The sequence below is a fragment of the Levilactobacillus wangkuiensis genome (genome assembly GCF_016861605.1).
Classification (GTDB): Bacteria; Bacillota; Bacilli; order Lactobacillales; family Lactobacillaceae; genus Levilactobacillus; species Levilactobacillus wangkuiensis.
In genome coordinates this window covers 75,158-89,816 of record NZ_BOLM01000001.1, presented here as the reverse complement: position 1 = coordinate 89,816, position 14,659 = coordinate 75,158, and the positions used below count along the sequence as shown (strand labels likewise).

The window sequence follows — 14,659 nt, the reverse complement described above, 5'->3', positions numbered from 1 at the left end:
ATTTTAAAACGGCACAACCACCGCATTAATCCCATCATCTAATCTTGTCGTCTTAAACTTCGGACCATTAAACGCCCGAACCGTTTCAAAGTCTTCGTCTGACACAAAGTCTGGTTGCCAGAAGGTTTCACGATTATCCGCATAGATTGGGCACCAATACAGTTCTTGCTTCGCAATATTCAGGCGCACAATGGCTGCGTAAGGTGGTACATCTCGTTTCTTGAACTCGCCATTATTATTAAACGCCCCATTACCAATACTGTAGAGAACCGGTGCTGTTCCAACATAGGTAATCGGTTGTAGCCGATGGGGCCCGTGGCCAATAATCAGGTCTGCCCCCGCCAAGACCAGTCGGTGAGCCGTCTCCTGTTGAGCCGCCTTAATCTCACCATAGTCAGTTCCCCAATGAGCACTAACAATCACCTTGGCGTCGGGATTAGCCTGCTTATACCGTTGGATATCGTTAATCATCAGTGTATCCAGGCAGTTCACCCCAGCCTGCTGATCTTTAGCATAAAAATCAAACAGATTGTAAGCCGGGTTCCGATACCAATAACCATTGAAGAGGGCAACCTCGTGGCCATCATAGTTGAACGCAATAAATTTGCGACTATCCAACCGATTATTTCCGGCCCCAACCGTGGACATACCGGCTTCATTAAAGGCAGCCAACGTCCGGGTCAACGCTTGGGGACCATAATCATTAGCGTGATTGTTCCCTAGCATGGCTAAGTTAAAGTGTCGCTGTTTAAACTCTGCCAGCGTCGGTTCAGCCTTTGCATCCAAGACAAAGGGCTTCACGTTGTCTAGTGGACTCGCGCCCTCAGCAAAGACGGCTTCAAAGTTCAAAACGTTATAGGCATCCGGGCTAAAGAATTTACCAATCTTAGCTAGAGAATGACTATACCCATATTTCTGCAAGGCATCCTCTTGCCCGTGATTTTCTCGCCGCCGCGTATAGTCTTCACCAAAGTAAGTGTCCGCCAAAACATTCACCACGGGTGATGTCAGATTAATCGGTTCAGTCACGGGAAGCTCAGCGCGACTATCCGTTTGTGAATCGACCCAATCTTCCACGACCGCGTCAACGTAGCTCTGGTGTGGACTATTGACAAAGGCAATTGCCTGCTTTCCCCGCGCATCCTGCGTGAAGTAAAGTCCCGACCGTTCGCGCCAATCATTAAAAACAGATCCTGCAATCTTCCCCGTCTTAAAGAGTTGTGAACGTTTGTGGTAGAATTTGCCATTAAACATCACCTGTTGGGTGCTCAGCAAGCTAAAGACACCGTTAGGGAGTTCCGTAAAGGCGGCCCCAATTTTTTCCAAATCACTTAGGGTCGTCCGTTGCGGTTGTTTCCCTGGCCGACCTGTAATGTTGGTAACTGTTTGGTCGGACAATCCTAGGTCCGTGGCCTGCTGCTTTAATTTCTGTACAATCACCTTGGAGCTGCCACCGTAGAGGTACTCAGCTAAATTCGTGACAACATCCGGTGCGGAGGCAACTATGGCTAAGCTTAACAAGTCTAAAACAGAAATACCTTGGCCTTTAGTCAAGCCAATTTTTAGCCGGCTGTGATCTTTTGGCATCTCATTCGTAATTTTTATGGAATCAGTTAATCGTAGTTTTCCCTTAGCTATCCGCCATAAAATATCCCGAATAATTAGTAAGCGACCAACACCATTACGAATGTAGGCTTCTGGCTGGGATTGATTAATGCTCGTCACAAAAGACCCCGCCCCACTCGCATAATAATCTAAATTATCAACTAAACTGGTTGCAATCTGATCAATGGAACTATTCCGACTGGATCCCTTGATAAATACCACTAAATTTTGATTAGCCTTTTTCGCGATTGCCCGCGTAATTTCTCGTGGCGACGTGTAGTAACCTGCAAATTTTGAAGAATCAGCTTCCTGTACCACCCAATCTAGCTCAGGCCCATAAGTATAGAAGCTGTCAAAGTCAGTTTGATTTAACACGTGCATGATATCTGAATGTACTTTAACCGAAAGCCCTCTTAAGTTAATCACACGACCTTCAATAAAGATTTTTTTAGTGTGCTCAGAAACACGATACTGCTGAGCATATTTGACGAAATTCTGAACAGAAAGCAATTCGGCGTTGTGCGTGTCATCAATGACTGTGACCTTGTACCCATTCGCTTTAAAGTGACTGACAATTCGCGTACTTGTCTTTGCACATTTTTCACCGAAATCCTGCAGAATAGCTGGCGTCATTTGTCCACCTAAAATGTGATAAGCAGCCAAGGCACCAATCATATCGGATACCATTCCGTCATCTAAACCTTGTGCATCCACTTGGGCTAACTTTTTCCCTTGCTTATACACTGTTAATTGCCCATCAGTTGCCAGGATACCTTGATAATCACTCTCTTCACTAAATCCGTAAGTGATTAAATTATTCGTATACTGATGAATAAATTCTGCCGTCTCGGCAAAATTTTTAATTGCTGAGTTCACCAGAAAGGCACCGCCCGGCTTCAAACCGGCTCCCATTCGTGTCTTAACTTTAGCAGTTTTGCGAGCATCCCAACCCTTTTGACCGGCATTTATCTGTGTTAACACGGCCAAATCAAATGGAATGACTGCTGCCACGCCAATTCTAGGGGAATCAGGCTCATTATATTCAAACGCCATGGCTGCCAGTTCGAGGACATTGTAATCTCCTTGCTCATGATTAAGTGCCTGAATCTTAGCACTCGTTCGCGAGTTATTGTTGCCAACTGAGCTTGCTGTTGGTCCCATATTCTTTAACAAATAGGCGAGTAATGTCTTGGTAGTGCTCTTACCTACCGACCCGGTAACACCAACTATCTTCCCTGAATATTCAGGGACAATCACGTGTAGGAGCTTCTCCATCGCCTGATAAGAATCTTCAACCTGAAGCTGAGGCACATCACTGTCAGTAACCGGACGTTCAACAATTGCCATGGCTAAATAATCTGCCAACTTTTTCACTCTAAAATGATTGTCCTGAAAAGTATGCGCATAAATCCCGGTATTAATGGTCCCCTTCTGCCAATTCTCAAGTGAGACAGCAAAAAATAAATTTTTCTTACCGATATCGCGACGAATTTCAGAGGCATAAAGCCCATAATGCTGAATCGTCTCAGACGTATCCTCGGGGGCAACAATCCACTTACCACCTACAATCTCACTAATTCTTTGCATACTAAGCGCTTTCACAAAAATCCCTCCAACTAATTCGCACCTTACCCTGAAAGAGTCCTTATCTTTCTAAATCAACTGCCATTCAATGCCATAACGGTAGGCGTATTCATACCCCTCATACCGACCATTAAATTGCTTTTCCAATAATGTCCAATAGTTTTTTTGATGCGTCACCTCTAAAGCCATCTCGGTAATCCGCTGCCGAGCGGCCCCATGGTGTTCCGCAATTGCCCGATCGAAAAAGGCTACTAACTTATCAGGCTGTTTGACAATTCCCTTAAATTCTTCAAATTTATCTGGCAGGAACCGTTTAAATGCATACTGAACCTGTTCGTTTGCCATATCCGGAATTCGAAGATTACTTTCGACCAAGTACATATACCGTGCTAATACGTAACAAGCAATTTCGGCATTCATCTGCCCATGTCTCACGTGAAAGCTCCCAAAGAAATTATTGATTCGTAATATTTCTGCACGGATATCTGCATTTACTAATCCCTGACGCAACAATCGTGTTACGGTCAAAATGCTAAACCGATTATCAGTTCGAGCCGTACTCATCAAGTAGGCCGGTGAATCCTTTGGTTGAATGTCGTGATGTAACCAGTACCGGTAAAGCACCTGGTTCGCACTCGTGCTTTCCTCGCACTCACGCCACAGACTATCCTGCTCCGCTTCACTAATGCCTGGCAGATTATACCGAATCGAGGACTTGTATGCCATTGGTTGTTCAACAAGTATTGGCCGCTGAATTCGTAGCCAACGGTGAGGTGAGAATTCCTTATTATCCGCAAATCCTTTAAGATCTAGTAATTCTTCATTGGTCACACGGTCAAGCATCGCAGGTGATAGTTGCTGGATATTAGTCAAAACTTGTTTTGTGGCTGTCTGTTGTACTAATGGCTGTTCATTCGGGGCTGACTTCTTTTTTTGCCACCAATGTTGACCGGCTGTTCTCTCCGGCTTAGCCGCCATTGACTGTCCCATGAAGTCATCCAAAACTGCTTGTGAATTGAAGGTTACGCCCAGACTATCATGATAGAGGTGCTTCCCCTGTCCCGAATGAAATAAATCAGAAAATTCAATTGGCAACTTGATTTCGCCAAGCTCTTCAATACTCTTAAAACTTCCAATTCGGAAATGAATGGCTAACAGACCAAAGTACACAGCATAAAAGCGTTCCAAGAACTTAGGAAATTTGGTTCCACCTTGTTCTGTGTAAGTAGCTAAGTCTTTCAACAACGGGTAGAAATTAATAACCCGATAGTAATCCCGAATAATGGGATATTCACGAATGAATGGGTAAATAAAGAATTGGATGTTGGCCACAAGTCCCCGTGTGAAAGTAAAGTCAGCAATATCAAAATTGGTGAGTTTACGAATATCTTTGCTATAACCCATAAAGGCAAAATCGGAGAATTGTAGGATTCTTCCCGTTCTTGCTCTAAAAATAGCAATTTGATGATCAAACACCCGTGGAATCTTAGTGAGGTGCTTGGCCTCAGCCTGCTCAGCAACTAATGGCAATGGGTCAGCTTCATCCAACATGGCAATGAGTCTTTTCGTTGAGGGTAAGGCTCGGTCTGTCCTCGTCTTAATGACAATGGCATCCGTTGGAATTAAATCCAACGCCGCTTGCATCTGCTTTGCTTGACGCCAATAATTTACCGAATTGGCATGCATATCAGCGACCATCGCATCATTAGTTGGTGACATCACAATTGCGACATTATTCAAGGCCAGCTTCAGCTGTAAATCACCTAACTGTTCAAACTCATTTTCCCATGTGCTCACAACAATTCCTTGAATAATTCCTTGCTCTCGACAACGTAGTAGATAATCCATCATCAAACTAAAGTCAACTTGATCGCGAATCGTTCCGCAAACCATTGCCCATACAGACCGCATGTTCTTCACTCCCCAAAATAATTTTATGGCTCTTGAATCAATAACCCGTGTGCAACTGCGTATTCATAAACCCCTTTTACGTCATCCTCCTTATCCGTAAATAACGGTTTCAGTAAGCTCCAATACTTTCGCTTTCCCGTCAATTCTAAAGCCAATTCAATCAGCCGCCGATGAACAATCGGCTTGTTCAGCTCAATTGAACGTGCAATTTGGGTGTCAAATATTTGTGGCAACTGGTCAGGGTGCTGATATAACGCCAGTTTAACCTCATCTGCAGTTTCACCTGTCATGTAACGTCGGAGATAATAATCAACTTGTAAATCCAATTCTCGTGAAATTGGTTCCTTAATTTGCTGATGATACAGTACCCGATTTAACACGTAGCAGGTAATTTGAATATTCCCGCCACGGTGCTGTCGATTAAGTTTCCCCTGTGTATTATTGACTCGCAAGGTTTCAGCCACATCATTCTCATCCAAATAATTAGCCCGAAGCAATCGCATCATCATCAAAATGCTTAATACCGCCCCATTCTTGGCACCACTGGAAAGAAAGGCTGCTGAATCCTCTGGAGCAATATTGTGGGCTAACCAAAATTCCAAAAGAATTCGATCAGTCGTACCGACGCTTGCACACGCCGCCCATAATTCAGCTTGCTCTTGATCAGAAATCCCTGGAAAATGGTAGGCCATTGAAGTCGCATATTGACTGATCTGCTGTTTCTGAACAGACTTTGTATTCAAGAGCCAAGCTTGCTTAGAAAAGTCCGTGTTCTGTGCATAAGTCTTCAGCTCCGCAATCTCGGTTGGTGTTGCCCGTTCAAACGTTGCGGCAGTTGCTCCATGCATTGCTTGCAAGACATCCTGTGTTGTCGCTGACACGTTCAAACTCGACTGTGCGATAAACTCGTTGACAATCTCAGCACTATTAATCAAAGTGCCTAAGTTAGAATGCTTTAAGTGTCGATTGTGTGTGCCGTGGAAAAAGTCTGTAAACTCAACCGGTAGGTCAACAGGACCCAACCCCTCCGGCCACAAACTTCCTAACCGGAAATGGGTGGCCAAGATTCCTAGATAAACGGCATAAAAGCGCTTTAGAAACTCAGGAAACTGGTCACCACCCGCGGCTGTGTACCGGTCCAATTCAGGAATCAGTGCTTCGTATTTGATTCGCCGCTCGTAGTCCTTAACGATAGGATAGTCCCGGACAAACGTGACAATAAAAAATAACATGTTGGCGTTTAAATACCGTGAGAAATAAAATTCTGGGACCTCGAAGTGCAACATTTTCCGTAGGTCCTGACTGTACCCCATGAAGGCAAAATCAGTGAATTGAAACGCACGATTAGTCCGTGGTCGAAACGCAGCAACTTGATGCGTGAACACCGCCGGAAATGCCGGCAAATTCAGCCGTTGCTTGCTTTCTTCCACCAAGGGCAAAGGATCTTCGTTCGCCAGCATCTCAATCAGCTTCCGTGTAACGGGCATGGCTCGATCCGTCCGCGTCTTCAAAACAATGGCATCAGCTGGTATCACATCCAAAGCACGCTGTAACTGGGTGGCCTGTCGCCAATAATTTACGGCATTTGTCTTAATGTCCCCCACTACACGGTCGATTGGCCGGGTCTTGACCACGGTCACGCCATTATCGGCTAGCAACTGCGCAACTCCGGGCTCCTTCTCTAGTTCACCCTCCCAGGTGGAGAAGACGATACCCTGAATTGTTCCCGCTTGCCGACAACGAAGTAAGTAATCCAAAATCAACCGCACATCTAACTCATCTCTGACTGCGCCACAAACGGCAGCCCACACAGCTGGTCTCATTCTGTTGCTGCCTCCTTAAACACCGCCAGTTCCTCTGGCGTCCCCAGGACATGCACCGTGTTAAACGGGATGTCCGTATAGGTGATCTTCGCCTGTTGCTTGAGCAGGTAGTGATACATTGGTGCCACGTAAACCTCGCCGTACTCCGCCTGAATGGCATCCCCGTAGTGTCGATAAATCTCTACGAAATCGCCAAAGGTATTGAAGTAGTAGAAGCCCACCGACGCGTGCTCTGAGACGCGTCGCTTTTCCACCACGTCCGTGACCTTGCCCGCGTCGTCCAGTTCTACGAAGGACCAGTGGTCACCGGGGGCCGTAAAGGTCGTTAGGTTGCCGTCGCAGTCCCGTAAGTCTTCCCGCAGAATGTGGCCGGGCAAGACGTAGGTGTCGATGTTGTAGACCGCCAGACTATCCTTGGGATTCAAGACGGACGCCGCGGCCATCACGGTCGCCGCCTGCCCACGAGTCACTTCGGCGACCGTCACGATTTTGTAACGGTGAATGCCGGCCTTTTGGATCAGCTTACGAAGAGTATCCGGCTGATACTGGCCTTCCCGCACAACGAAGACAAATTTTTCATTCACGAAGTCCTTTAAGGAGAGCATAGCCCATTCGAAGAGGCTCTTGCCCCGGACCTCGATTTCATGTTTGGGAACGGTGTAACCCACCTTTCTAAAGCGTGAGCCCTGTCCCGCCATCGTAATCACAACCTGCAACTTCATCCCTCCATTACTTTTGCCATAAATGGGGCAAACTTGGTGACCCCCACCGCCAACATAGCCTTTTGCCGTTCCGGCTTGTCCTTGTGCAACGGAATCATGCTCAGAAATAGCAAGGACTCAATCAACTGAATCTGCTGGTAGGCGTGGGCATCCCCGAGATGCTCTTGCAATTTTTCCTCAAATAAGTGCCCAATCGCCTCTTCGTTCCCGGTGACGTTCAGACCATAGTCCAGCCGCCCAGTCTCATCGGCATCCACGTTGAACATATCCGAGATGATGCAGTCGTACTTGCCGGAGAAGCTGTGCATCAGCTTGGCGTAGTCGTACTTGGCATCCCCATAGATGTCGAACTTGCCAAACTTGCCTCGCGGATCGATCAACCGCATCACGTGCTTGGTGTTGTCGTACAAAATGTTGGTCATGCAGAAGTCCCCATGAATCACCGCAAACGTATTGCCCTTTAACACGCCACTCTGGTCGAGAACCGTTGGTAACGCCGCAATGATCTCATTGATGCTGGGATAGGTCTCACCATTGATGACCAACGGCTTGTCCGCAATCGTGGCGTAGAAGTCATCCTCATCGATCAGACGATGCAGCCGGTTGACCGTCTTGTCCAGGTACATATCACTGACCGTGGCCCGGTACTCGTCCTGGTTGACCTCGACCTGGTAGTCGTTCATTTCTGACCGCAGGAAGAAGAGTTCGTCGATGATTTCCCGCCAGAACCCCAGCTCAAAGTTCCCATAGAGAAAGAGGTTGTGCAGGCTTTCATAGGAGAAGTATTCCATCTCCACGAACGGTGCGTTGTAGTTCAACGAGTAGTCGAAGATTCGCGGCGCAATGTAGGAGAGCCGCTTCGGCAACTTTAGGTACCACTTGACCTCGCCCAAGAACTTATCCACGTCGGTACTTTCCTTGCGAATGATTCCCCGTTTGAAGTCAATGTTGGTCTTGTTAAAGAACCGTGCCTCAACCTGCTTGGCCTCGACATACTTATCACTGTGGCCAAAGTCCAACCACTGGTCGGTCTCGGCCACCGTTAACGGGTGTTGCTCATCATAGATCCGTAAGTTTTCGTAGAAGGACTTGGCACCCTGCCACTGGTCAACCAGTTCTTGGCCGGCACTGAAGTTGAACACCCCAACGGCCGCGTCAAAGTTCGCCTGAGTTGAATCCTGAACCACCTTGTCCGCGAAGACCACGTGCTGCTGGTCATCATAGGTCACCGTCGTCCACCGACCGGCATCACTGACCGGATGCGTGAAGATTGTATCTGGCCGCGAACGGTTCTGGGTCTTGACCACCGTGTCACCGAAGATGATGGTCAACTCAGCCACCGTCGTTTGGGTTTGTAAGCTGTGAAAGGCTTGGGCAACGGCTTCACTCAGGTTCAATCCACTGGCCACCTTGATGGGGGTAACTGGCAAGCTCTTTTGCTTAATATAGGCGGCGACCGAATCATCACTGGCACTGACCGCCACGTACAAGTCATAGTCCGCCTGATACTGGACCACGGTCCGGTCAATGATCCGTTGACCATCCGTCACCGGAATCATGGCTGGATAAATCGTCCCGAACGTCGTCTGCATATCATCCGCGATTTCAGCTGCGGAAAGCATTAACAAAGTTTTAGTCAATGGATGTCACGCTCCTTTTCAACCAAATCTGCCAGTTCTTCTGGTGAATGCTTTAACAATTCGCTTGGACGAAAGGCCCGGTCGTCAATGTAGTAGCCACCACGACCCGCCCACGGCTTACCGAAAATAATCTCGTCGTAAGGCACGTCGTACTTGGCGAGCCACTCTTGGGTCATGGGTGCCGTGTACTTGTTGATCTTACCGAGATTTCCCGCGTACGTCCGCATTTGTCGCGAGGTGAACAAGATGATGTGATAGCCAGCTGCTTGATACTCCCGCATTTTCTCAATCATGCTGGCCTTGGGTGTCACGTCTAAATAGGTCTGTTCCGCCGTCTTCAAATCACACAAGGTGCCATCGATATCAACGACTAAACTCGTTGTTTTATCCATCACAATCTCCCCCTAAAAAAGTTAAACGGTTACTTGCGCCTGAGTCTTTTCCTTAAAGTAAGTCAACAAGGCTTGCCACTGCTTAAACACCGCCTCCTCAGAGTAACGCTTGGCATTTTCATAGGCGGCCTCACTGTAAGCCGCCAATTCATCCTGGTTGCCCAACAGATCCAGCATGGCGTCTGCCAGGCCCTGCACGTCGCCATCGGTCGTTAAGCGGCCACTAACGTTGTTGTCGATGATGTCGCTAGGCCCGTACTTCACGTCGTTGGCCACCATTGGTAACCCGTGTGACTGGGCTTCCAGCAGCATCAAGGAGAACCCTTCCGCCCGACTTGGCAGTAACCCTAACTGCGCCCGGTCATAAACGGCCGCAATATCGTGCGTGTAGCCCTTGAAGCTCACCACGTTGGTCAAGCCAAGGTCCGCCGCCTCCTGCTTGAAGGTCTTCCCAATGTCACCGTTGGCATACCCCCAGAGCTCCAATCGCGCGTCTGGAAACTTCTGGTGAACCTGGGCAAAGGCCTGAATCGAATGGTTTTGCTGCTTTTCGGGAGCCAGCCGGGCCACGTGAACAACTAAATGCTTCTGGCGCTGATCAAAGGCCTGATGGGTCTCCGCCAACTGCTCGTCGGTCACGAAGCCCACGGGAATCGTAAAGGCCGGAATCGCCTTGCCGAACCGGTCCTCGATGTCCTGTGATTGTTCCGGCGTCGAGGAAATCACGGCGTCCCACTTGTCCCAGTTCATCAGGGCATTTTGGTAGTTGTTGTTCAGTGGTGAATGCAGCATGTCGCTAGGATCTGCCACGTGGTCGTTGTGCAGGTGCAGGACCCGGAACGCCGGCGTCTGCATGTTGAAGAGCGCCCAGTCACATTCCACCGTCCGGTCACAGATGTACACGTTCTGCTCGTCGTTGTCGTTCAACTCGTCGTAGAAGAAACGGGTCAAGGCGTTCATCCCGTTGAAGACCCAGTCGCGGTTCCGGTAGTTCAGGACGCGCCAGCTGAGGTGTTCCTTGCCAGCCCGGTTCAACAGGTGACATTTTTCGATGTGTACCAGGCCATCCGGCCCGTAGTACTGTTCCTGAACAATTTTGCCGTCCCAGTCAAAGAGCTGTTCAAGACACTTGAAGCCCCGGACATCCCACCAGACCATCTTGAGCGTCCGCCCATTCACGTCGAAGTACTGGATGTTACTGATGTCATCGGACCCCTGCCGCAGGTAAATGATCATTAACATTTTCCCTTGAGCGAACACCTGAATCTGATTGTCCTTGCGCGTCTGGGTCGTGTTGCTTGGTAGTGAAAATTCATTCAAGGAAAACCGCTGCATCGGCACGTCTGAACTGCCACAGAAGTATTGGAAGAGATTCACAAATCTGGCTGGATCAATGCCGGCTTGGTCGATGATCTTGGAGAGTTCCATGGAGAAGACCCGTGTCACGATTTTGGCGGGCACCCCATTCTTCTCAAAGAGGTGGAGCCGGTTGATCTCAGCGTGTTCGATCCCTGATTTTGAGTACTGCATATTGTCGTTTAAAAAGTAATACATAACTGCTCCCTCCTACGCCTGTAATAAGCGTTGCCAGCGGTTCCAAGCTTTCCGTTGCGTCCAGTTCTGATGAGCATCGTCATAGGCTGCTTGGCTCAAGCCCGCTAGCTTGGTGTCGTCCGTGAAGAGTTCCCGAATCTTGTCGGCCATGGCCAATGAGTTGCCGCGGTCAATCAGACAACCATTGACGCCGTCCTTGATGAACGCGCTTGGCCCATAGTTGAATGGGTAGCTGATAACGGGAATCGCGTGATCCATAGCTTCTTGCATCGCCATTGGGGCCCCATCAGCATAGGACATGTTGACCAGCAGTTGATACTGGTCATAGTGGTCCGCCATCCGCGGGTCATAATCCTTAAAGGACACGCTGTCGTTGAGTTTCAGCTCAGCGACGACTCCGGCCATCTGTTGCATGAACTCAGGTGCACCGTAGCCGTACAGGTCAAAGGTCGCATCCTTGATTTGGTTCTTAACCAGCGCAAACATCCGCAAGAGTTGTTCGATCTGTTTGTCCGGGGCAATTCGTCCGACGTAGAGCAGGCTGTGTGGCCGCCGTTGAATCTGGGCCACGGCTGCCTCGCGCTCCTTGGAAAGCGGCACCGTGGTTACGGCTGGAATTGCCGTGACCTGCGCCTGGGCATAACGTTGCCGCAGGTGCTCAGCCTGTTGTTCCGTTGGGGTAATGAACCCATCGAAGTGGCTGAAATGCTCAAAGGCTGGTTCCAGGAAGCCATCCAGCTTGCCGTGAATCGGATCATTCGGGTCAACGGCGTGGTTGATGGGAATGTAGACGTACTTGTGGGAACTGTCGTTGAGTGCCAGTAAGGGTTGTACCCCAGTCCCAGGCCGGTCACTGATAAAGGTGGTCGTCTCGCTGTCTTGGTTGCTGAGCTCGGCCAGGAAAAAGACGAAGAGGTCATCGATGTTCTGGAAGAACAGGTCGCCACGACCCCGGTAATCTTTCAGAATCATCCGGGAGGTCAACGGATTCCCGTTGGTGTCGGGCACAAAGAATTGTTCCAACGTCGTCTTGCCGGTGGGCGTGTAGTAGCGTTGGAGAATCAATTTGCCATTCTGCCCGAAATACTGGGTCGCCGACTTGAAGCCCCGCCAGTCCCAGAGGTTGGTTTCAATGACGTTTCCCTGGCCATCGAAGAACTCTTGGTAGAAGACCCGGCCCACGGTGCCGGGAATGAAGCCGACGTTGCTGGTGGGCGTGTCGCCTTCCAACACCTGACTGAAGTTCGCCCCAACAATCACTTCGGACGCCAGTGGCAGGTTCAAATCATCGGTGTGCAAGACCTTTTCGGTAGTTAAATCCGTGGCTTTCTGGAAGAAATCAAACATGTTAACGATTTCATTATCAGCCACATCAAACGTCTTGATGGTTTGGTGGATCAACCGGTCGTAGGTCTTGGTCACAATCTTAGCGGGCCGTTTGTAATGGTTAAACAGCTTCACACGGTTCATTGCCGTGTGCTCCACGCTCGAATTCTTTTGTAAGATGTATTCATTAATAAAATAGAACATCGTTCCACTCCAATCTGTTTTTGCTTACTCTTCCCAGGGGTACTTACCGTCAGCGTTTTTCTTGGTGTGCTTCATCATATGCTCAGTTCGCTCATCCATGCGTTTGCGCGTTTTCTTGCGGTTCCGCCACCGGAACACCAGCACGAGTACGCCCACCACCACGTAGATCATCATCCGGATTGCAAATTGGACTTTCTTATACGCAAAGACTGTGGTTAATACTGCCATCGTGTCAGCTCCTCTCAGTAAGTGTTGTTGTAATAGTTAATTAGACCCGATAAGAAATGCTCGCAGTCATCGATTCGGGTACGGAAATGGTCGTGTCGGGCGAAAAAGCCCCCCACAAATTTAGCCGGTGCGTAGAAGTACATCGCCAGTTCCGGCTGAAACGCGCCAGTTGCCAATTCATGTTCCGCACGCATTTTCCAGGCCCGCCGTAGTCGAATCAGGTCATAGGGTTCTAGTAGATCGGCATTTCCCGTCTTCTTGATAATGTCGGTCATTTTAACGGCCGCGTTCAGTAGCTCTAACAACGTTGGGTAAGCGGTGTCTCGTGCCTCGATAAAGGCCAAGTGACTGTACACGTTCTTCAATCCCAGCTGCATGTAGTCCCGGTTGTCGGGCAAAATCTGCAGCGCCTCGTTCACCGCGTATGAGATCCAGTGATCATGGTACCTGCCATAGTCGTTAGCCACCATAAAGTCTAAGGATTGTTTTACGGCGTCCAGCACCTGTTCATCATGGGTCAGCTCGTACAATCGCGCCAGGGCGAAGGTGATCTCCCCTTCATAATAGATGATACGAAAGGCATCTTTAACGGTTAGATCCGTGTTCAAGACGTGGTTGAACTGACCGGATGCTTGGCGAAAGGCCACGACCCCGTTAAACGCCTGATGGGCTTGGCGGAAGAAGGTCTCATCATGGGCCACCTCTTGGTATTTACAAAGGGCCAGGATCAGCATGGCTTGTGCGCCCAGCTTGATTTCATCTGATTCCTGCTTCCGGTGTTCCACCGCGAACAAGGCATCGTCCTTCGTTAACGTTAATTCTTGCAGCCCCCACTGTAAAGCATCCTTCACTTTGGCCAAATCGGCAACGTTGCCGGTAAACTCAACCGCTTCCAATAGTGCGTAAATCGATGAGAAATGCCGCACGCTGTTGTAACTACTTAGGATTCGCTGGAGCCCGGGATAGTAACCGTAAATGAACTGACCACTATCTTTGATTTGCCGAGCCAGGAAGGTTTCTCCTTGAACCAAATAATCACGTAACTCTTGTCGCGGATTAACTAATTGGCGAATTCCTTTTTCACCAGTTTCGCTGTCATTCAAGTGCCAGATACGTTGGCCATCGCTGAAGATGCCAGACGTGGTAAATACCCAGACTTGCTGGGCCTGCGCGATGTCGATCTCCAGCGAACCATTTCGCCGTTTCAAATACTTGCTGATATGGGGGTAGTCGATCCAAGTGGCTGAGGGGGTCTTCCCAATCTTGTGATCCTTCCCGGGCTTAAAAAACTCATGACCGTTGATTTCCATCTCCAGCAGTGCCGTGTGAAAATTCTCATCGAAGCTAATGCCCCGGCGCCAGTAATTCATGCGCGACATCTCGACCAGCTCTTGTTGGACGGTCGCCAGTGGTAACCGCTGGATGGCATGCACCACTTCAATCCGGATCCAACCATCTTGCGGTGCCCCCGCTAGTAGTTTCTCCGCGTCGGCCCAAGCACGATTAAAGCTGGATGCCCGAATGAATTGAACGTCGGCACGATGCCGTCGATCTGAAATTGACACGGCTAATGTCGTCAACCCTGTAGCGTGGTCCTGCAAATTCCCTAAATCCTGCACGGCCTCTTTGAAGTCTTTGATCACTGCTTTTTTCATTGGCAAGGAAGCCCC

Annotated in this window: 10 protein-coding genes; all 10 read right to left on the bottom strand. The window is 49.0% G+C overall.

The features are described 5' to 3' along the window. Positions 1-3: 3 nt before the first annotated feature. A complete protein-coding gene (locus tag JUF13_RS00325) occupies positions 4-3,192 on the bottom strand; it encodes a CapA family protein (protein ID WP_203637245.1) in 3,189 nt (1,062 codons plus the stop codon). Positions 3,193-3,258: 66 nt separating this feature from the next. Then, positions 3,259-5,100, bottom strand: a complete 1,842-nt coding sequence (locus tag JUF13_RS00320) for a hypothetical protein (RefSeq protein ID WP_203637244.1) — start codon at positions 5,098-5,100, stop codon at positions 3,259-3,261. Between the two features lie 23 nt (positions 5,101-5,123). Beyond that, positions 5,124-6,923 (bottom strand): hypothetical protein, encoded by a 1,800-nt coding sequence (locus JUF13_RS00315; protein ID WP_203637243.1) that lies wholly within the window; start codon positions 6,921-6,923, stop codon positions 5,124-5,126. Further along, positions 6,920-7,630 (bottom strand): glycosyltransferase family 2 protein, encoded by a 711-nt coding sequence (locus tag JUF13_RS00310; protein ID WP_225893590.1) that lies wholly within the window; start codon positions 7,628-7,630, stop codon positions 6,920-6,922. Before JUF13_RS00310 ends, JUF13_RS00315 begins: the two co-directional genes overlap by 4 nt. Before the next feature lie 11 nt (positions 7,631-7,641). Beyond that, positions 7,642-9,285, bottom strand: coding sequence for a hypothetical protein (locus tag JUF13_RS00305; RefSeq protein ID WP_203637241.1), 1,644 nt, complete (start codon positions 9,283-9,285; stop codon positions 7,642-7,644). Further along, positions 9,282-9,677 (bottom strand): HAD family hydrolase, encoded by a 396-nt coding sequence (locus JUF13_RS00300; protein WP_125763131.1) that lies wholly within the window; start codon positions 9,675-9,677, stop codon positions 9,282-9,284. The genes JUF13_RS00305 and JUF13_RS00300 overlap by 4 nt, the downstream gene beginning before the upstream one ends. A gap of 21 nt (positions 9,678-9,698) precedes the next feature. After that, positions 9,699-11,231, bottom strand: a complete 1,533-nt coding sequence (locus JUF13_RS00295) for a glycosyltransferase family 4 protein (protein WP_203637240.1) — start codon at positions 11,229-11,231, stop codon at positions 9,699-9,701. Positions 11,232-11,243: 12 nt separating this feature from the next. Then, entirely contained in the window at positions 11,244-12,761 is a 1,518-nt protein-coding gene (asp1, locus tag JUF13_RS00290) for an accessory Sec system glycosyltransferase Asp1 (RefSeq protein ID WP_203637239.1), read from the bottom strand. A 24-nt stretch (positions 12,762-12,785) separates the two neighbouring features. Beyond that, positions 12,786-12,989 carry a hypothetical protein gene (locus JUF13_RS00285; protein WP_125763137.1) on the bottom strand — a complete coding sequence of 68 codons (204 nt, stop codon included), beginning with the start codon at positions 12,987-12,989 and terminating at the stop codon, positions 12,786-12,788. 14 nt (positions 12,990-13,003) lie between these two features. Then, positions 13,004-14,644, bottom strand: a complete 1,641-nt coding sequence (locus tag JUF13_RS00280) for an FHA domain-containing protein (RefSeq protein ID WP_203637238.1) — start codon at positions 14,642-14,644, stop codon at positions 13,004-13,006. Positions 14,645-14,659: the final 15 nt, after the last annotated feature.